Origin of the sequence: Escherichia sp. E2661 (genome assembly GCF_004745185.1) — a bacterium.
Lineage (GTDB): Bacteria > Pseudomonadota > Gammaproteobacteria > Enterobacterales > Enterobacteriaceae > Escherichia.
The window spans coordinates 1-20,180 of sequence record NZ_PDIG01000008.1; the positions used below are offsets into that span (position 1 = coordinate 1).

Sequence of the window (20,180 nt, forward strand, 5' to 3'; positions counted from 1 at the left end):
AGACCTGTAGGCATGATAAGACGCGTCAGCGTCGCATCAGGCAGTCGGCGCATGGTGTCGGATGCGCCGCGCGACGCATCCGACAATAACCTACTCTTCCATCGCCTGGCGGATCTGATCCAACGACGAAGGATCATCAATGGTCGTCAGATCCCCTGGATCGCGTCCTTCACAAATCGCCTGGACTCGTGCGGCGCAGCATTTTTCCGGATCGCGTTTTTTGGCAATTGCGAGACAAACCAGACGTGCGCCGGGCGGCCAAAGTTGCCAATCTGGCTGTCCACCAGCGCCATAATCGCCTTCTCTTGCGAGTGCGCCACCTCACGGTCTTCCAGACTGTCGCTCTCTTTCGGAATGACAAACGCCACCGCCACCTGCCCTTTCAGCGCATCTTTCACCCCAACCACCGCCACTTCGGCAACGCCCGGATGACTAGAGATACTCTCTTCAATCTCGCGCGTCCCCAGCCGATGCCCGGCAACGTTAATCACATCGTCAGTGCGCCCGAGAATAAAGTGATAACCGTCAGCGTCACGGATGCCCCAGTCAAAGGTGGCGTACACCGGACGGGAAAACAGCGACCAGTACGTCTTCACAAAGCGGTCGTCATCGCCCCAGATGGTCTGAATACACCCCGGCGGCAGCGGCCCTTCCACCACCAGCATCCCTTTCTCGTTGACGCCACACGGTTCGCCGGTGACTTCATTAAGCAACTGCACGTTATAGCCATACATCGGCACGCCGGGGCTTCCCAGACGCGTCGGCCTGTCGTCCAGACCGCGAGCAATCGCCATAATCGGCCAGCCGGATTCGGTCTGCCAGTAGTTGTCGATGACCGGCACATCCAGCGTATTGCTCACCCAACTGGCGGTCGGCTCGTCCAGCGGCTCCCCCGCCAGATAGAGAACTTCCAGCGACGAGAGATCGTGTTTGCGAATTTCAGCGGTAGGGAATTTTTTCAGCACGCGAATAGCGGTCGGCGCTGAGAACATCCGGCTAACCTGATATTTCTCGACGATTTTCCACCACACACCGCAGTCCGGCCAGGTCGGTAATCCTTCGTAAACAATGGTCGCCATCCCCGCCAGCAGCGGCGCGTAGACGATATACGAATGCCCCACCACCCAGCCGATATCCGAAGCACAAAAGAACACGCCGCCCGCTTTGCCGCCAAAAATGGTGTCCATCGAGGTCGCCAGCGCTACCGCATATCCGCCGACGTCACGCTGCACGCCTTTAGGTTTGCCGGTGGTGCCGGAGGTGTAGAGAATGCAGGAGGTTTCGTTGGATTCCAGCCACGCCACCGGCACCCGCGCGCCGATGTGTTGATGGCGCAACGACGCGAAATCGACATCCCGCCCGCTAACGCGCGCCATTTTCGCCAGCCCGCGATCCACCAGCAAAACGTGGCGCGGCTGGTGCTGCGCCTGACTTATCGCATCGTCGAGCAATTTTTTATACGGAATGATTTTGCCACCGCGCGCTCCGGCATCTGCCGAGACAATCAGCACCGGTTTGGCGTCATCAATCCGCGCCGCCACGCTGTGCGAGGCAAAACCCCCAAATACCACCGAATGAATAGCACCAATGCGCGCGCAGGCCAGCAGAGTAATATGCGCTTCGGCAATCATCGGCATATACACCAACACCCGATCGCCACGCTGCACGCCCAGCGAGCGCAGCATTGACGCCACCGCGTTCACTTCGTCATGCAGCTGGCGAAAGGTAAAGGTGCGCTCTTCTTCTGTTTCCGAAGAGACGGCAATCAGCGCCAGCGCCTCTGGCTGTTTCTCCAGCCAGCGATCGATGGCGTTGTGGCACAAGTTGGTTCGCCCTTCACAAAACCAACGGGCAAACGGCGGATTGCTGTGATCGAGCGTTTGCGTAAAGGGCGTCTGCCAGTCAATACGCCGGGCCTGCTCGGCCCAGAACTGCTCCGGTTCGTTAATCGAACGCTGATAAAATTCGCTAAAAGACATAATGCTCTCCTGTTGAACTTACGCCTTACCGCCGTTTACTTAAATGACGTACAGGTCGAGATACTCATTGACCGGCATCTGTTCCAGGCGAGTTCTGTCGAGAGAAACCTCCAGAATGCGCTGCTGTTGGCGAGTCGGGAACTGGCGCGCGAGATTGATTTTGAATTTATCGACCAGTTTCGGAATACCATCCTGACGGCGGCGAGCATGACCAATGGGGTACTCCACCACCACTTCTTCAAAGCGCGTACCGTCGGTGAACTCAAGGGTTATGGCATTGGCGATGGCGCGTTTTTCCGGGTCGTGGTAGTCAGCGGTAAATGCCGGATCTTCAAAGCAATTGATCTTCTCGCGCAGGGCGTCAATGCGTTTATCTTGCGCAACGTTGTCCTCGTAATCTGCCGCCGTTAAGCGCCCGAATAGCAGCGGGATCGCCACCATGTACTGAATGCAGTGATCGCGGTCTGCCGGGTTATTGAGCGGCCCTTTTTGTCGATGATGCGAATACAGGCTTCGTGGGTGCGAATGGTCACTTTTTCGATATTCGCCGCCGTTTTGCCTGCTGCCTGCATCTGTTCATAGAGCGTCATCGCTGCTTCAACTGCCGTCTGGGAGTGGAACTCCGCCGGGAAGGAGATTTTGAACAGCACATTTTCCATCACGTAAGAACCGTACGGACGCTGGAAGCGGAACGATTCACCTTTGAAGGAGACGTCGTAGAAGCCCCACACAGGCGCAGTCAGGGCTGACGGGTAACCCATTTCGCCCGTTTTCGCCATCAGTGCCAGACGTACCGCGCGGGAAGTGGCATCGCCCGCCGCCCAGGATTTACGCGTGCCGGTGTTCGGCGCATGGCGATAGGTGCGCAGCGACTGACCGTCCACCCACGCCAGCGAAACAGCGTTGAGAATTTCCTCGCGGGTCAGGCCGAGCATTTCGGCGACCACGGCGGTGGAAGCCACTTTCACTAACAGAACGTGGTCGAGGCCGACGCGGTTAAAGGAGTTTTCCAGCGCGATGCAGCCCTGAATTTCATGAGCTTTGATCATTCCGGTCAGCACCTGTTTCATGGTCAACGGCGCTTTGCCGCTGGCGACCGCATTGCGCGAAAGCCAGTCCGCCGTTGCCAGAATGCCACCGAGGTTGTCGGAAGGATGGCCCCACTCCGCCGCCAGCCAGGTATCGTTGAAATCGAGCCAGCGGATCATCGCGCCGATGTTAAATGCCGCCTGGACGGGGTCGAGCTGGAACTGAGTTCCGGGGACGCGCACGCCGTTGGGTACGACGGTGCCGGGGACAATTGGCCCCAACAGTTTTTTACAGGCCGGGTATTCGAGAGCTTCCAGACCGCAGCCGAGCGTGTCGAGCAGGCAGTAATGGGCGGTGTCGTAGGCTACTCTGGAGCTGATTTCGTAGTTCATCACGTAATCGACGATATCAACGATTTCACGATCAAATTCCGGGCGGATGTTGTTGATTTGAGCTGACATTGGGTACGTTTCCTTATTGTTATTCGTAGAGGTTTACTGGCGCTTATCCAGCGCGACAAACTGGCGGTCTTCCGGTCCAACATAATTGGCGGAAGGACGGATAATTTTGTTGTCCTGACGTTGTTCAATAATGTGCGCCGCCCAGCCAGTGACGCGGGCGATAACAAACAGTGGGGTGAACATCTCGGTGGGAACGCCCATCATGTTGTAGGAAACAGCGGAGAACCAGTCGAGATTGGGAAACATCTTTTTCGTTTCCCACATCACCGTTTCCAGGCGATCGGCGATGTTGTACATCTTCAGCGAGCCGCCTTCCTGCGAGAGCTGCTTCGCCACGCGTTTGATCACCTGATGACGCGGGTCGGCGATGGTATAAACCGGATGACCAAAACCAATGACCACTTCTTTGTTTTCCACCCGCTTGCGGATATCTGCTTCGGCTTCATCCGGCGTTTCATAGCGTTGCTGGATCTCCAGCGACACTTCATTCGCCCCGCCGTGTTTCGGCCCGCGCAATGCGCCAATCGCGCCAATAATGGCTGAGTACATATCAGAGCCAGTGCCCGCAATCACCCGGCTGGTAAAGGTGGAGGCGTTAAACTCATGTTCGGCATACAGCACCAGCGAAATATGCATCGCCTTTTCCCAGCTTTGCGACGGCTTTTCGCCGTGCAGTAGATGCAGGAAGTGACCGCCGATGGAATCGTCATCGGTTTCCGGCTGGATGCGTTCGCCGTTGTGGCTGTAGTGATACCAGTAGAGAAGAATCGAGCTAAGCGACGCCAGCAGTTTGTCGGCAATATCCCGCGCGCCAGAGACGGTGTGCCCCTCTTTTTCTGGCAGCGTGCAACCGAGCGCGGAAACGCCGGTGCGCATGACATCCATCGGGTGCGACGCCGCCGGTAAGGCTTCCAGCACGGTACGCACGTTAGCCGGTAAACCGCGCAGGGCTTTCAGTTTTGTTTTGTAAGCGGCGAGTTCGTCACGGGTCGGCAGTTTGCCGTGGATCAGCAGATGCGCCACTTCTTCAAATTCGCAATGTTCCGCCAGATCAAGAATATCGTAACCACGGTAATGCAAGTCATTGCCACTTTTACCCACGGTGCAGAGCGCCGTATTGCCCGCCGGAACGCCAGAAAGTGCTACCGATTTTTTCGGTTTAATGACATGGGTACTGTTTTGCAGGATCGTTGTGTCGCTCATGTTGTCCTCGTCATTGTTATCATTTGTAGGGTCGAGATTGTTGTCGGATGCGACGCCATGCGTCTTATCCGACCTACAGTTCAGTTCACCTCGTAGGCCTGATAAGCCGCGTCAGCGGCGCATCAGGCATCTGTTGTCGGATGCGACGCCATGCGTCTTATCCGACCTACAGTTCAGCACGCCCCGTAGGCTGATAAGTCGCGTCAGCGGCGCATCAGGCATCGGTTGTCGAATACAACCAACGGGCGTTTTTTATTTCGCCTGGTTACGGGCAAACAGGTCGTCGAGCTTCTCTTCGTACTGGTAGTAGTTGATGCTTTCGTACAGCTCGTTGCGGGTCTGCATGGTGTCGATGACGCTTTTCTGCGTGCCTTCCTGACGCAGGACGTTGTAGACATGCTCAGCGGCGCGGTTCATGGCGCGGAACGCTGAAAGCGGGTACAGCGCCATTGCGACATGGGCGCTGCGTAATTCGTCGATGGTAAACAGCGGCGTGGCACCAAATTCGGTAATGTTGGCGAGGATTGGCACCTGCACCGCATCGGCAAACTGGCGGTACATGGTAAGTTCGGTAATCGCTTCCGGGAACAGCATCTCGGCACCGGCTTCAACGTAGGCTTGCGCGCGCTCAATCGCCGCATCCAGCCCCTCTACCGCCAGCGCATCGGTGCGCGCCATGATCACAAAATCAGGATCTGTTTTCGCATCCACCGCCGCGCGGATCCGATCCACCATCTCCTCTTTCGAGACGATCGCTTTATTCGGGCGATGGCCGCAGCGTTTCGCACCAACCTGATCTTCAATATGCAATCCTGCCGCACCGGCTTTAATCATCGATTTCACCGTACGCGCCACGTTAAAAGCCGAAGAACCAAAACCGATGTCTGCATCCACCAGCAACGGCAGCGAACAAACGTCGGTGATACGACGAATATCGGTCAGCACATCATCAAGGGTAGAAATACCGAGATCGGGCAGCCCCAGCGAACCTGCCGCCACGCCACCGCCGGAAAGATAAATCGCCTGATATCCGGCACGCTGCGCCAACAGCGCATGATTAGCGTTGATGGTACCGACAATTTGCAACGGGGTTTCTTTGCTTAGTGCAGCGCGAAACGCTTTACCTGGGGAGTGTAGAGACATAGCCCATCCTTTGTTATCAACTTGTTATTTTCGTTGATAAACACAAAGCAAGGGGTGTGCCACAATTGCCTGAATAAAATTAAATCTTTAATTTCAATTTGTTAGCAATAAAGTCATGAAGTAATCCGCAAATATGCGTTTCAGTTAACGTTTCAGACACTGTTTCACCGCGTTTCATTGCAACAATTATGAAACAAGACTAAACCCAATATTCGGTTTCTTAACTTTGCGGTGCGCTATGGCACATCCACCACGGCTGAATGACGACAAACCGGTTATCTGGACGGTATCGGTGACGCGCCTGTTCGAGCTGTTTCGCGATATCAGCCTCGAGTTTGATCACCTGGCGAACATTACCCCTATTCAGCTTGGCTTTGAAAAAGCGGTGACCTACATCCGCAAGAAACTGGCAAACGAACGCTGCGACGCCATCATCGCTGCTGGCTCTAACGGCGCGTACCTGAAAAGCCGCCTGTCAGTGCCAGTTATTTTGATTAAACCGAGCGGCTACGATGTGTTACAGGCACTGGCAAAAGCCGGAAAGCTCACCTCTTCTATCGGCGTTGTCACTTATCAGGAAACTATTCCGGCGCTGGTGGCGTTTCAAAAAACCTTTAATTTGCGCCTCGACCAACGTAGCTACATTACCGAAGAAGACGCACGCGGGCAGATTAACGAGCTAAAAGCTAACGGCACCGAAGCGGTGGTCGGCGCAGGGCTGATTACCGATCTGGCAGAAGAAGCCGGAATGACCGGAATTTTTATCTATTCCGCCGCCACCGTGCGCCAGGCGTTCAGCGATGCGCTGGATATGACGCGCATGTCGTTACGCCATAACACTCACGATGCCACCCGTAACGCCCTGCGTACTCGTTACGTGCTGGGCGATATGCTCGGTCAATCACCACAGATGGAACAGGTACGGCAGACTATTTTGCTGTATGCCCGCTCCAGTGCAGCGGTGTTGATTGAGGGGGAAACGGGAACGGGCAAAGAGCTGGCGGCCCAGGCGATTCATCGGGAATATTTTGCCCGCCACGATGCGCGACAGGGCAAAAAGTCGCATCCGTTTGTTGCCGTCAACTGCGGGGCGATTGCCGAATCGCTGCTGGAAGCGGAGCTGTTTGGCTATGAGGAAGGGGCGTTTACCGGCTCGCGACGCGGAGGACGCGCCGGGCTGTTTGAAATCGCCCACGGCGGCACGCTGTTTCTTGACGAGATAGGCGAAATGCCGCTGCCATTGCAGACTCGCCTGTTACGAGTGCTGGAAGAAAAAGAGGTCACCCGCGTCGGCGGGCATCAGCCTGTTCCGGTGGATGTACGGGTTATTAGCGCCACTCACTGCAATCTGGAAGAAGATATGCGGCAAGGGCAGTTTCGCCGTGACCTGTTTTATCGGCTGAGTATTTTGCGTCTGCAATTGCCACCACTGCGCGAGCGGGTGGCGGATATTCTGCCGCTGGCGGAAAGCTTTTTGAAAGTGTCTCTGGCAGCGCTCTCCGCCCCGTTTTCTGCCGCATTACGCCAGGGATTACAGGCAAGCGAAACCGTGCTGGTGCACTACGACTGGCCGGGCAATATTCGTGAACTGCGTAATATGATGGAGCGGCTGGCGCTGTTTTTAAGTGTGGAACCGACGCCGGATTTAACGCCGCAGTTTTTGCAGCAATTATTGCCAGAGCTGACACAAAAATCAGGTAACGTCATCGCCCCACCCTTGCTGACACCACGACAGGCACTGGACAAATTTAATGGTGATAAAACAGCAGCAGCGAATTATTTAGGCATCAGCCGGACGACGTTCTGGCGGCGGCTAAAAAATTAAATTGCCGGATGCAGCGTTAACGCCTTATCCGGCCGACAAAAACATGAATTTCAATATATTGCGTTCACCGATAGACGTGCGCATCGGGCTTGTTTACATGAGCTTCAGAATTACTTCTTCTTATAAAGATCTGCCGTGCCGTGGATCTTATTGTCAGTCTGACCGGAGGTCAGAACCAACACATCCGCACCTTTTTCATCCGCTTTTTTGATCAGATCTTCTTTTGCATCTGCGGTCGACATTTCATTACTGGTTGAAATATCACCTATTTTTTCATATTGCGATTCAACTTTTTCAAATTCCGCTTTGGTCATCAATTCAGCGGCATAGACATTTGTGACAACAAAAGCTAACGCACCAACTAAGAGCTTAGTTCCAGTTTTCATCGATGAACTCCATAATGTGTGATTGGCCAATGCCCTGAAGCTAACAGTCATCATCAGGGTTGATTAATAAGTAGTTCAGCGGTTAGGAAAAATCTATAGGAAAAGAGAATATATTTGTATTTTTCTCAACGATAGCCACATTCCCCCAGTTGTTTAATAACGCTCACTACCATTATCGCAGGTTCTCCTTAAATTAATTTTCATAAAAATCTCAAATTCCCTCTTTCGCTAAAATCCAATATAAAATTCACATGAGCCGCATTACTTTTCTTAACAAAAAACCACCAACCATATATTAATGTGATTTCCATACTTTTTCTTTATTTCACCAACATACAGCTTAGGATTATTAGATGTATTTTTTCTAAACGACATAAAAAAACCGCATTAACTCCACTTACAAACCACTAAAACCAATCAATGCAATGAACAACTAACACTTTAATAAATTTATTACATCTAATATTACAGATATTCTTATTTGGTAACTTGCATGTTTGTACCTTACAAGGCTTCAGGAAGAAAAACAGTGCAATAAAAAGCATCTCGCTATTTAATTTTTAAGGATAAAAGTGAGTGATATGAAACCAGCAAAAAAAAGCTTATCGACACGGGCGATAGCCATTTCTACCATATTATTTACGCCAGTATCCTTGGCTATCACCCCACCTACAAATTCAGATAGTAATGTTGTCATTAATAATAATGAAGAGATAAAACTCATTGCGTCAGAAGGCTACGATCCCGGATGGGAGCATTTTAACTCATTGAAAGTAGGTGAAGACTCTAATGGTTCATTACTCATTGATAATCTTTCACTTACCACTTCAGCAGCCAGCATTGGTAATAATGCTGAAGGCTCCGTCACTTTAACAAACCATACCAACTGGCAGTTCGACACCACTACCTCCAATATTTTTTTAGGCACTAACGAAGGCTCCGGTACGTTATACGTGTTAGAAGGTAGTAAGATAAGTGGCCTGCAATCAATAAGAGTTGGTGAGTTTTATGGTGACGCCAGGGGGACGTTGGTTATTGATGGGGAAAGCTCATCAGTCACCTCTAACATTGCTATTGTTGGCGATCAGGGAACAGGGAAAGTATCTGTTACTAACGGCGGTACACTCACTTCCCTGACTCAACTGAATATTGGGTATGTTGACGCCCATTCTCCTCTGTCAGCTAACCAGAGTAGTTATGGAGAAGTTCAGGTTGCCGATAAAAATTCAACAGTGAATGCCCCAAATATACTTATTGGCGGATATAACACATCTTCTACTTCTGATACTACCGGAGTTCTCACTGTCAGCAACGATGGTGTAATCAATGCGAATTCATATATCTGGGTTGGTGTCTCCTCTAACGGAACAGGAATATTAAATATTGGAGGTGCGCAAGGTGAGTCTGCGCAACCTGCTGGTTCAATTAATACTCCCCGAATTTATTTAGGGGGGACAAATGCGTCAACCACTTCAATATTAAACTTTAATCACACCAACGCTGATTTTGTTCTGACCTCGTACATAGACGGTAAAGGCCAGGTTAACCAGGTAGGTTCCGGGACAACCACATTATCCGGCGCGAATATCTATACCGGTAATACTTATATTAGCAACGGAAGTCTGCGCGCTGGCACGGTTGATACTTTCAGCCCAAACTCCGATTATATTGTCGACAGTGAAGGCCATCTCGATTTAAACACTTATTCGCAAACATTAAATACTCTGGCGCTGGCTGGAACAGTAACGTTGTCTTCGTATGAAAATGGCCACGAGTTCACACCGACCACACTGACCATTAACGGTAACTATACTGCCAATGATGGCCTGTTAGTCATGCATACTGTATTAGGCGATGATAATTCCGTAACGGATAAGCTCATCGTAAAAGGTGATACTTCCGGTAGTACCCGCGTCATGGTCAACAATGCGGGCGGTCTGGGCGCGGCTACTCTGGAAGGAATAAAAATTGTCGAGGTTGATGGCCTGTCAGAGGGCGTTTTCAGTAAAGAGGGGCGTATTGTTGCCGGTCCCTATGACTACAACGTGGTAAAAAGCGACAACCAGAACTGGTTTTTAACCAGTGAAATTCCCGCAGGACCGTATACTCCGGTACTACCCGTCATCCCGGACCCCGATCCTGAGCCACCTGTAACACCTGAGCCCCCTGTAACACCAGAACCACCTGTGACACCGGAGCCGCCTGTTACGCCATCTGTTCCACAACCAGAACGAAAACATCTGTATCGCCCGGAAATTGGTAGCTATCTGGCCAATATTCAGGCGGCAAATACGCTGTTTAATACCCGACTGCATGACCGTCTGGGGGAAACACAATACACCGACCTGCTCACTGGCGAACAGAAAGTGACCAGTCTGTGGATGCGTAACATTGGCGGACATAATCGCTTTAAAGATCGTTCGGATGAACTGAGTACCCAGAGCAACCGTTATGTTCTGCAACTGGGTGGTGACCTTGCGCAATGGAGCAGTAACGCACTCGATCGCTGGCATCTCGGCCTGATGGCTGGCTATGCCAACAGCAAGAGTCACACGCATTCCAGCCTGACCGGGTACAACTCACGTGGGCAAATCGACGGCTACAGTGTGGGCGTGTATGGCACCTGGTACGCTAACGAAGCAGACAAAACCGGAACTTATGTTGACAGCTGGTTGCTCTATAACTGGTTTGATAACACCGTCTCTGGCGAGTACCTGCCGAGTGAGAAATATCACTCTGACGGCATCACCGCCGCCATTGAAGCGGGTTATACCTTCCGTCTTGGTGAAAGCGCAGATACGCGCACCAGCTACTGGCTGCAGCCCAAAATGCAACTGACATGGATGGACGTGAAGGCAGACAACCATACGGAAGACAATGGCACGCTGGTTGAGGACAGCACCGAAGGCAACCTGCAAACACGTCTGGGGGTGGAAAGCGTATCTGCAGGGTCATCATGCTATTGATGATCATAAAGAGCGTTCTTTCCAGCCTTTCGTGGAAGCCAACTGGATTTATAACTCCCGCAATTACAGCGTGAAGATGGATGGCATCAGCGATGAGATCATCGGCGCGCGTAACACTGGCGAGTTAAAAGCGGGGGTGGAAGGTCAGATTACTCCACGTCTGCAACTGTGGGGCAACGTCGCCCAGCAGTTGGGTGACAACGGTTACAGTGATACCCAGGGAATGTTGGGCATGAAATATCTCTTTTAATGCCACTTTGCCACCTGTCACGTACAGGTGGCTCTCTTTTTAGATCCACGGTCTTTGTTAGGAAAAATCTACAGAAAAAGGGAATATATTTGTATTTTTCTCAACAATAGCCACATCTCTCCTGTTGTTTAATAACGCTCATGACAATTATCGCTGGTGTTCCTTAAATTAATTTTCATAAAAATCCCAAATTCCTGCGTCCGCTAAAATCCAATATGAAATTCACATAAGCCGCATTATTTTTCTGAACAAAAAAGCCACCAACCATCTATTAATGTGATTTCCATACCTTTTCTTTATTTCACTTGCATAAACTTTAGGATTATTAGATGTGTTTTTTCTAAACAACATAAAAAAACCACATTAATATCACTTACAAACCTAAAAAATCTATCGATGCAATAAAAAAACCAGTACTTAAATAAATTTGTTACAGACAATATTACAGATACTATTGTTTAGCAACTTGCATGGTTACGCCTTACAAGGTTTCAGGAAGAAAACCCGTGCAATAGAAAGCATCTCGTCGTTTAATTTTTAAGGATGAAAGTGAGTGATATGAAGTTAAGAAAACATGCTTTATCAACCCTGTCCATAGCCATTTCAACGATATTATTTACACCCATATCCCTGGCCGTAACCCCACCCACAGATGTAGATAGCGTTGTTATCATTAATAATGGCGAAGAGGTAAAAATCATTGCCTCTGAAGGTTACGATCCCGGATGGGATAATTTTACTTCTTTGACTGTAGGTAAAGACTCTAATGGCTCATTACTTATTGATAATCTTTCATTTATTACTGCCAGTGCTACCGTAGGTAATAACTCTGAAGGTACCCTCACTTTATCCAACCATACCAACTGGCAGTTTAATAGTTCTACATCCAACTTGTATTTGGGTACAAATGAAGGTTCCGGCACGGTATATGTGTTAGAAGGCAGTAAGATAAGTGGCCTGCAGGAACTAAGGATTGGTGAGTATTATGGTGATGCCAAAGGGTTGATGGTTATTGATGGGGAAAACTCATCGGTTTCCTCTAACATTGCTCTTGTTGGCGATCAGGGAATTGGCAATTTACGTATTACGAATGGCGGTACACTCACTACCTCAGCTCAGGTAGCTATTGGATATTCTTATCCAGGCAATAGTGCATCAAAAAATCGTGATAGTTATGGCGAGGTTCTGGTTGATGGTAAAAATTCAACATTGAATGCTAAATATGTTTATCTTGGTGGATTCAGTCCAGATGTTGCTTTTAATACTACCGGTATCCTTACCGTTAATAATGGTGCAACAATCAATGCCAATTCGTTTATCTGGGTTACTCTCGCACCTGGCGCCACAGGCGTTTTAAATATTGGTGGTGCGCAAGGTGAGGCTGAACAGGCTGCTGGTTCGATTAATACGCCATTTATTCATTTGGGAGCCGCAGATGCTTCTTCCTCTTCGATAGTAAACTTTAATCACTCCAGTACCGATTTTCTGCTGGCATCACCTATCCAGGGGAACGGCCAGGTTAACCAGGTAGGTTCCGGGACAACCACATTATCCGGCTCGAATAACTATGCTGGTGATACCTATATAACCAAAGGCAGCCTACGCGCAGGTAAAGAAAATACCTTCAGCCCAAAATCCGATTATATTGTCGACAGTGAAGGCCATCTCGATTTAAACACTTATTCGCAAACATTAAATACTCTGGCGCTGGCTGGAACAGCAACGTTGTCTTCGTATGAACAGGGTCACGCGTTCACGCCGACCACGCTGACCATTAACGGCAACTATACTGCCAATGATGGCCTGTTAGTCATGCATACTGTATTAGGCGATGATAATTCCGTAACGGATAAACTCATCGTAAAAGGTGATACTTCCGGTAGTACCCGCGTCATGGTCAACAATGCGGGCGGTCTGGGCGCGGATACTCTGGAAGGGATAAAAATTGTCGAGGTTGACGGCCTGTCAGAGGGCGTTTTCAGTAAAGAAGGTCGTATTGTTGCCGGTCCTTATGATTACAACGTAGTAAAAAGCGACAACCAGAACTGGTTTTTAACCAGTGAAATTCCCGCAGGACCGTATACCCCTCCGGTACTCCCCGTCATCCCGGAACCCGATCCTGAGCCACCAGTAACACCAGAACCGCCAGTAACACCAGAACCGCCTGTGACACCGGAGCCGCCTGTTACGCCATCTGTTCCACAACCAGAACGAAAACATCTGTATCGCCCGGAAATTGGTAGCTATGTGGCCAATATTCAGGCGGCAAATACGCTGTTTAATACCCGGCTGCATGACCGTCTGGGGGAAACACAATACACCGACCTGCTAACCGGCGAGCAGAAAGTGACCAGCTTGTGGATGCGTAACATTGGCGGACATAATCGTTTTAAAGATCGCTCGGATGAATTGAGCACTCAGAGCAACCGTTATGTTCTGCAACTTGGCGGCGATCTTGCGCAATGGAGCAGTAACGCACTCGATCGCTGGCATCTCGGGCTGATGGCTGGCTATGCCAACAGCAAGAGTCACACGCACTCCAGCCTGACCGGGTACAACTCACGTGGGCAAATCGACGGCTACAGCGTGGGCGTGTATGGCACCTGGTACGCTAATGAAGCAGACAAAACAGGGACTTACGTTGACAGCTGGTTGCTCTATAACTGGTTTGATAACACCGTCTCCGGCGAGTATCTGCCCAGTGAAAAGTATCACTCTGACGGCATCACCGCCGCCATTGAAGCGGGTTATACCTTCCGTCTTGGTGAAAGCGCAGATGCCCGCACCAGCTACTGGCTGCAGCCCAAAATGCAACTGACATGGATGGATGTGAAGGCAGACAACCATACGGAAGACAATGGCACGCTGGTTGAGGACAGCACCGAAGGCAACCTGCAAACACGTCTGGGGGTGAAAGCATATCTGCAGGGTCATCATGCTATTGATGATCATAAAGAGCGTTCTTTCCAGCCTTTCGTGGAAGCCAACTGGATTTATAACTCCCGCAATTACAGCATGAAGATGGATGGCATCAGCGATGAGATCATCGGCGCGCGTAACGCAGGCGAGTTAAAAGTCGGGGTGGAAGGTCAGCTTACTCCGCGTCTGCAACTGTGGGGTAACGTCGCCCAGCAGTTGGGCGACAATGGTTACAGTGATACCCAGGGAATGCTGGGCATGAAATATCTCTTTTAATGCCACTTTGCCACCTGTCACGTACAGGTGGCACTCTTTTGAGATCCACGGTCTTTGTGATCGCGCTCGCATTCAGTCATTTTTACTATAAATATGATGAAGTTAATTCAGCTTATTTATGGGTGAAATCACTATGGACCCTTTGCACGCCGTTTACCTGACCGTCGGACTGTTCGTCATCACCTTTTTTAATCCGGGGGCAAATCTTTTTGTCGTGGTACAAACCAGCCTGGCCTCAGGCCGTCGTGCAGGTGTACTCACCGGGCTTGGCGTGGCGCTTGGCGATGCCATCTATTCCGGGTTGGGATTGTTTGGGATGGCGACGCTCATTACCCAGTGTGAAGAGATATTCTCACTCATTAAAATCGTCGGCGGCGCTTATCTTTTATGGTTTGCCTGGAACAGTATGCGCCGACAATCAACACCACAGATGAGCGCATTACAGCAGCCGCTTAATGCTCCCTGGTATGTATTTTTCCGCCGTGGACTCATTACCGATCTCTCTAATCCACAAACAGTTTTATTTTTTATCAGTATCTTCTCAGTGACGTTAAGCGCAGAAACGCCGACCTGGGCGCGGTTTATGGCCTGGGCGGGAATTGTGCTCGCATCTATTATCTGGCGTGTATTTCTTAGTCAGGCGTTTTCTTTACCCGCCGTGCGTCGTGCATACGGGCGTATGCAGCGCGTTGCCAGTCGGGTTATTGGTGCGATTATTGGTGTCTTTGCGCTACGGCTGATTTATGAAGGAGTGACACATCGGTGAGCTGATAATTGTAACCAACCCAATTGAGAAATTGGACCGCCATCGAGGCCTCGAACCCCGTACCATACAACAATCCTGGTTGTCGTCTGCTCTTCCTGATGAGCTAATGGCGGTTTTTTGATACGAACCTTACAGCATATTTCCTGTCAGGCCCTGGTGCGATGCATAAGATACAGAAACTGCCCTACGCGAACATGACGGAATTATGATTTTTTTCATATGAATGTCAACTCATACATTCACAAAATATCTTTGTTGATCATTTAGTAAGCAACACTGAATTTATGTCGGCTGAGCACTTTACACAGGCTGCGAACTCTTGCCCCTGCCCTGAATGTTGTCGCTCTCTTAGTGCCGGAGAGCGACGTTATATGCAGCACTATGCGCTATTATTTAATTTTTCAGTCCGTTAGCGTGCCATTATCAATCACAAAGCGATATTTCACATCGCCGCGCAACATTCGCTCATAGGCTTCGTTAATTTGATCGGCCCGAATCATCTCTATATCAGCAACGATGCCATGTTCGGCGCAAAAATCGAGCATCTCCTGAGTTTCTGGAATGCCGCCAATCATCGAGCCAGCAATTGAGCGGCGTTTCATGATCAGGTTGAAAACCTCCGGCGACTTATGCGGCGTTGCGGGAGCGCCAACCAGCGTCATGGTGCCATCGCGTTTCAGCAAAATCGTAAAATCATCGAGATTATGCGGCGCAGCAACTGTATTTAAAATGAAATCGAAACTCTTCACGTGGGCCGCCATTTCATCGGCATTACGCGAGTTAACGACTTCATCAGCCCCCAGGGCTTTTGCCGCTTCGCGTTTTGATTCAGAAGTGGTAAACGCCACCACATGCGCTCCCATCGCGTGGGCCAGTTTGATTCCCATATGCCCCAGACCGCCAATGCCGACCACGCCCACTTTTTTACCTGGCCCGGCCTGCCAGTGGCGCAGCGGTGAATAGGTCGTAATGCCTGCACACAGCAACGGCGCAACGGCGGCAAGCTGCTCTTGCGGGTGGCGAATACGCAAAACGTAACGCTCATGAACAACAATTTGCTGCGAATAACCGCCCAGAGTATGGCCCGGCTCGTCTGGCGTCGGCGCGTTATAGGTCCCTGTCATGTGGTCACAATAGTTTTCCAGCCCGTCTTCACACTCTTCGCAGTGTTTACAACTGTCGACAATACAGCCGACGCCTACCAGATCGCCTGGCGCATGTTTTTCCACCTGATCACCAACGGCCACCACGCGACCCACAATTTCATGGCCAGGCACACAGGGATAAACCGTCCCCGCCCACTCCGAACGGACCTGGTGGATATCGGAATGGCAGACACCACAATAAGCGATTTCGATTTTGACATCATGCGCTCCCGGTTCACGTCGGGTGATGTTCATCGGTTCCAGCGGTTGTTTAGCGGAATATGCACCAATAGCTTTGATCTTCATTGCGTTTACTCCTGGTTAGCTATGTGTGTTTGGCGATGCCTGATATGTCATCGCGGCAAAACGCGTCCATTGAATATAGCCAATATTTAAGCCGCCCGATCCAGCCCCAACATACCGCGTACCTGAATCAAACAGAGCAGCAACGTTCCCCACTGGGCCAATAGAGGTGTTTTTTGCCATGCGTAAAAACGCAAAATAAATATAACTGGCGATATTTATGTTGGTTTTTGGGCGCAGATAAATTAATTATCTACACAACGTCAATAAGGGCATACTCTTCGAAGATAACGTCCATTTCTGGCGAATAACTTCCTTCCGCCTCGAAAAAACGACGGTGTTCATTACGCCAATATTTAAGACTGAGATCACCTTCGCCTTCCTTACGGGCAAACTCTTCAGTGACATCAGAAAAGCGCAGTAAATGCAGGCCAATAATTCTGATAACACAAACAGGCTCGCCAGCGCTATTTTGCACAATCTTATACTCACCAATCATCGGAAACGCGTTGTCCTCAATACATCCCGCCAGCGAACCACAGGAAGCAGTTTTAACACCAGTCGCAATCAACGTTGCGAGGTGATCGGCCAACGCTGCTGAATCGCCAAAAGTACAACAGGAAGCATGAGGATATTTTTGTGAGATATTTTCTTCTATGGACATGGGAATATTTACGCAATCATGGAAAAATAAATCACATCATAATTACTCTTGATAATAATCAGCAAGAGTATCATTGGTTTTTCTACGCTTAATCTTTTTTATCCGAAGCAGGTCACATTTATGGCTTGATAAATATCTTTGTTAACACTCTTTTTTTGTGTATTTCTCTCAAATAATCCCCTAAAAATTATGCCTGGAGATTATAAAGTTCAGGATGATTCATGAGCAAACCACTGCCGACACACTCATATTCAAATAGCCCCACTCCCTGGGGCTTTAAATCTCTTACTTTCACCGTTGCAAACACATCAAATGCGTATCAACCTGCCACACTCCCCCACACCAGCTGTCCTTTATGGAACGTCGCCGTTCTCGGCGAGATACGCGCCACCGCCTCGGCAGAACAGGAGGCGTCCACCAGCACAAAGCTGGCGTCATCCTGCGCTTTTGGCCATACACGCTCGCCTTTTTCGTTGAGCGGCAATACATCGCCAGTGGCTAAAAACAGCGAACGGGAGAGGTTCTGTTCATTAGGGCGAATATAGAGCTGCGCGTACAGGTTGGCTTTTTCCAACATGTCGCCCAGGCCGTAAGGCGACCAGTGGTCGATAACGCTGTCGGTGCCAGTCATCACTTTTACACCTTTGTCGTGGAGCTGTTTGAGCGGCATATGCAACGTGCCAATCGGCACCGTCGAGGCGATAGAAATTTGCTGCGCCACCATCCGGTTCGCCAGTTCATCAACCTGTTGCTCGTTGAGCGTTGCCAGCGCAAAGGCGTGACTGATGGTCAGTTTGCCTTTCAGCTGTGGCGTTTTCTCCACCGTTTCAACCATATAATTGATGGCTGCCACGCCCGCCGGAGTGGTTTCGTGCAGGTGAATATCGACGCCTTTGTCGTAGTCCAGCGCAATCTGGAACATGGTGTCGAGGGATTTTTCCATCGCGCCATCAACACTGGTCGGGTCCAGCCCGCCGACGTAATGCGCCCCCGCCTGCATCGCTTCGCGCATTAAGGGTTCCGATTTTGACAGCAGCAAACCGTGCTGCGGGAAGGCGACAATTTCACACTCGAAGCCCGCCTGACGTCGCGCCAGCACCGCCTGCAAATTTTGCAGATTTTTCAGGCCGGAAACCGGTTCGATATTGCAGTGGCTGCGGGCAATGGTAGTGCCTTTCGACTGCAATAAATCGATCAGTTTTTCCGCTCGTTCCTGAGTGTACGGTTGCAGCTCCGGTAGCATTTTCTGCTCGAGTTTGATCATGTCCTGGATGGTGGTGCCTGCCGGACGATTGAGCGAGCGCCACGGCCCGCCGTAAAAGGTTTTGTCGAGATGAATATGCATGTCGCGGGTGGTAGGCAGCATCAGCTTACCGCCAGCGTCATAGTGCGGCAGCGTGGCGTCCGGATGCTGCTTATTCTCGCGCAGGGCGACAATTTTGCCGTCCTGAATCTCCACGGTCTGGCGCGCCGTGCGGGTCTGCACCGCCACGCCATTTTCGTAGTCAAATCCAGTTTCCAGCAGCACGTTGTCGAGATAGTAATGCGGGTCCGTGATTTTCATGGTGTTGTTCGCTTCGCAGTTTAGGGTGCCAGCTACCGCCGCATGGGCGAGCGGCACAGAGGTACCGAACAGCGCGGCGGCGGTGACCATCTTACTGCTCTGGCTCAAAAACTCACGACGGCTATTGCTTTCTTTCATCTTACGTCCTTACGTTTTAATAATATGGGTGCCCGTTTCCCCGCGCAGCGCCGCAGGCAGGCATTCCGGCGTGGTGATAATCACTTCTTTGCCGCCCTGTTCCAGGAACGTCAGGCTGGCGATGATTTTTGGCAACATGCTGCCGGGCGGGAAATGTCCTTCCTGCATATAGCGGGTCATGGTGGCAATATCCACCCGATCCAGCGCCTGCTGCTCGGGTTTGCCAAAGTGGACACAGACTTTTTCGACGCCGGTGGTGATCACCAGAATGTCGGCGTGAATTTCGCGAGCCAGTAGTGCGGTAGAGAGATCTTTGTCGATAACCGCATCCACGCTTTGGTAATCCCCCGCTCCGCTGCGCACCACCGGAATTCCGCCGCCGCCCGCGCCGATGACCACAAAGCCTTGTTGGATCAGTGCCTTAATGGCAGGTGCTTCGACAATACGTTTCGGTTCCGGCGAGGCGACCACGCGGCGATAGCCCCGTCCGGCATCTTCAACAAAACGCCAGTCAGGGTTTGCCTTTTGTAATTCGTCACGCTGGCTTTCACTGAAGAATGCGCCGATGGGTTTGGTAGGATGGGCAAACCCCGGATCGTTTTTATCCACTTCCACCTGAGTCACCACAGTGACGGCTTTTTTCTCGCCGTGACGCGCCAGTCGGTTGTTCAACGCCTGTTGGATCAGATAGCCAATGCCGCCTTGCGTATCCGCCACACAGTTCGCCAGCGGCGTTAAGGGCAACCCTTCGCGCTCGTGGGCAATCTCCGCACGGCGTAAATCCAGCCCGACCTGCGGCCCGTTGCCGTGGGTCAGCACAATGTCGTAATCGGAAGCCAGCATTTCCAGCACCGTATCAGCGACGGCTTTCACCGCCTCCGCCTGATGCTCAATCGACTGGCTGGCGTTATCTTTAATAATGCTGTTGCCACCAATGGCAACGACCACAAGTTCTTTCATGTTGTTATGTCCGCTACAGAGGGTGATGAGGTTATGACCAACGCCAGACTGCCTGATGCGCTACGCTTATCAGGCCTACAAATTCTTGCGCCACTCGTAGGCCGGATAAGGCGTTCACGCCGCATCCGGCAATCGTGACAAATGCCTGATGCGCTACGCTTATCAGTCCTACAGATTCTTGCGCCATCCGTAGGCCGGATAAG

10 protein-coding genes and 4 pseudogenes are annotated in these 20,180 nt (G+C 50.8%); 4 read left to right on the top strand and 10 right to left on the bottom strand.

From position 1 onward, the window contains the following. Positions 1–90: 90 nt before the first annotated feature. The 4 genes and pseudogenes from prpE to prpB all read right to left on the bottom strand — a co-directional run bounded on the left by prpE (position 91) and on the right by prpB (position 5,815). Positions 91–1,979 (bottom strand): annotated as a pseudogene (gene prpE / locus CRI63_RS05065) (propionate--CoA ligase). A gap of 39 nt (positions 1,980–2,018) precedes the next feature. After that, a pseudogene (gene prpD / locus CRI63_RS05070) lies at positions 2,019–3,469 on the bottom strand (2-methylcitrate dehydratase). 33 nt (positions 3,470–3,502) lie between these two features. Continuing rightward, entirely contained in the window at positions 3,503–4,672 is a 1,170-nt protein-coding gene (prpC, locus tag CRI63_RS05075; protein ID WP_001548219.1) for a 2-methylcitrate synthase, read from the bottom strand. 252 nt (positions 4,673–4,924) lie between these two features. Further along, a complete protein-coding gene (gene prpB, locus CRI63_RS05080) occupies positions 4,925–5,815 on the bottom strand; it encodes a methylisocitrate lyase (RefSeq protein WP_135518693.1) in 891 nt (296 codons plus the stop codon). A gap of 238 nt (positions 5,816–6,053) precedes the next feature. Here prpB and prpR point away from each other — a divergent pair, with 238 nt between their 5' ends. Beyond that, the gene (gene prpR / locus CRI63_RS05085) at positions 6,054–7,640 is read left to right on the top strand and encodes a propionate catabolism operon regulatory protein PrpR (protein ID WP_135518695.1); all 1,587 of its coding nucleotides are present in this window, start codon (positions 6,054–6,056) and stop codon (positions 7,638–7,640) included. 110 nt (positions 7,641–7,750) lie between these two features. Here prpR and yahO read toward each other — a convergent pair whose 3' ends face one another. Beyond that, positions 7,751–8,026, bottom strand: a complete 276-nt coding sequence (gene yahO / locus CRI63_RS05090; protein WP_130206111.1) for a DUF1471 family periplasmic protein YahO — start codon at positions 8,024–8,026, stop codon at positions 7,751–7,753. Positions 8,027–8,598: 572 nt separating this feature from the next. Here yahO and CRI63_RS05095 point away from each other — a divergent pair. The 3 genes and pseudogenes from CRI63_RS05095 to CRI63_RS05105 all read left to right on the top strand — a co-directional run bounded on the left by CRI63_RS05095 (position 8,599) and on the right by CRI63_RS05105 (position 15,203). Beyond that, positions 8,599–11,242 (top strand): annotated as a pseudogene (locus CRI63_RS05095) (autotransporter outer membrane beta-barrel domain-containing protein). A 558-nt stretch (positions 11,243–11,800) separates the two neighbouring features. Next, positions 11,801–14,437, top strand: a complete 2,637-nt coding sequence (locus tag CRI63_RS05100; RefSeq protein ID WP_167852301.1) for an autotransporter outer membrane beta-barrel domain-containing protein — start codon at positions 11,801–11,803, stop codon at positions 14,435–14,437. A gap of 133 nt (positions 14,438–14,570) precedes the next feature. Then, positions 14,571–15,203 (top strand): LysE family transporter, encoded by a 633-nt coding sequence (locus CRI63_RS05105; protein WP_130218317.1) that lies wholly within the window; start codon positions 14,571–14,573, stop codon positions 15,201–15,203. A 401-nt stretch (positions 15,204–15,604) separates the two neighbouring features. On the opposite strand, the gene yahK is transcribed toward CRI63_RS05105, so the two are convergent. The 5 genes and pseudogenes from yahK to yahH form a co-directional block, all read right to left on the bottom strand. Next, positions 15,605–16,654: an NADPH-dependent aldehyde reductase YahK gene (gene yahK / locus CRI63_RS05110; RefSeq protein WP_135518699.1), complete on the bottom strand. Its 1,050-nt coding sequence runs from the start codon at positions 16,652–16,654 to the stop codon at positions 15,605–15,607. A 250-nt stretch (positions 16,655–16,904) separates the two neighbouring features. Beyond that, the gene (locus tag CRI63_RS05115) at positions 16,905–17,315 is read right to left on the bottom strand and encodes an ASCH domain-containing protein (protein WP_135384943.1); all 411 of its coding nucleotides are present in this window, start codon (positions 17,313–17,315) and stop codon (positions 16,905–16,907) included. A gap of 319 nt (positions 17,316–17,634) precedes the next feature. Next, complete coding sequence (locus tag CRI63_RS05120) at positions 17,635–19,017, bottom strand: amidohydrolase family protein (protein WP_135518701.1); 1,383 nt, start codon at positions 19,015–19,017, stop codon at positions 17,635–17,637. Positions 19,018–19,026: 9 nt separating this feature from the next. After that, entirely contained in the window at positions 19,027–19,977 is a 951-nt protein-coding gene (locus tag CRI63_RS05125) for a carbamate kinase family protein (protein ID WP_135518703.1), read from the bottom strand. A 49-nt stretch (positions 19,978–20,026) separates the two neighbouring features. Next, positions 20,027–20,180 (bottom strand): annotated as a pseudogene (gene yahH / locus CRI63_RS24660) (protein YahH); the annotation flags it as partial.

Excerpts from the sequence above, each read along its gene's own strand:
- CRI63_RS05100 (WP_167852301.1), top strand. The coding sequence starts at position 11,801 with ATGAAGTTAAGAAAACATGCTTTATCAACCCTGTCCATAGCCATTTCA.
- prpB (WP_135518693.1), bottom strand. The coding sequence starts at position 5,815 with ATGTCTCTACACTCCCCAGGTAAAGCGTTTCGCGCTGCACTAAGCAAA.
- CRI63_RS05125 (WP_135518703.1), bottom strand. The coding sequence starts at position 19,977 with ATGAAAGAACTTGTGGTCGTTGCCATTGGTGGCAACAGCATTATTAAA.
- yahO (WP_130206111.1), bottom strand. The coding sequence starts at position 8,026 with ATGAAAACTGGAACTAAGCTCTTAGTTGGTGCGTTAGCTTTTGTTGTC.
- CRI63_RS05115 (WP_135384943.1), bottom strand. The coding sequence starts at position 17,315 with ATGTCCATAGAAGAAAATATCTCACAAAAATATCCTCATGCTTCCTGT.
- prpC (WP_001548219.1), bottom strand. The coding sequence starts at position 4,672 with ATGAGCGACACAACGATCCTGCAAAACAGTACCCATGTCATTAAACCG.
- CRI63_RS05105 (WP_130218317.1), top strand. The coding sequence starts at position 14,571 with ATGGACCCTTTGCACGCCGTTTACCTGACCGTCGGACTGTTCGTCATC.
- prpR (WP_135518695.1), top strand. The coding sequence starts at position 6,054 with ATGGCACATCCACCACGGCTGAATGACGACAAACCGGTTATCTGGACG.
- yahK (WP_135518699.1), bottom strand. The coding sequence starts at position 16,654 with ATGAAGATCAAAGCTATTGGTGCATATTCCGCTAAACAACCGCTGGAA.
- CRI63_RS05120 (WP_135518701.1), bottom strand. The coding sequence starts at position 19,017 with ATGAAAGAAAGCAATAGCCGTCGTGAGTTTTTGAGCCAGAGCAGTAAG.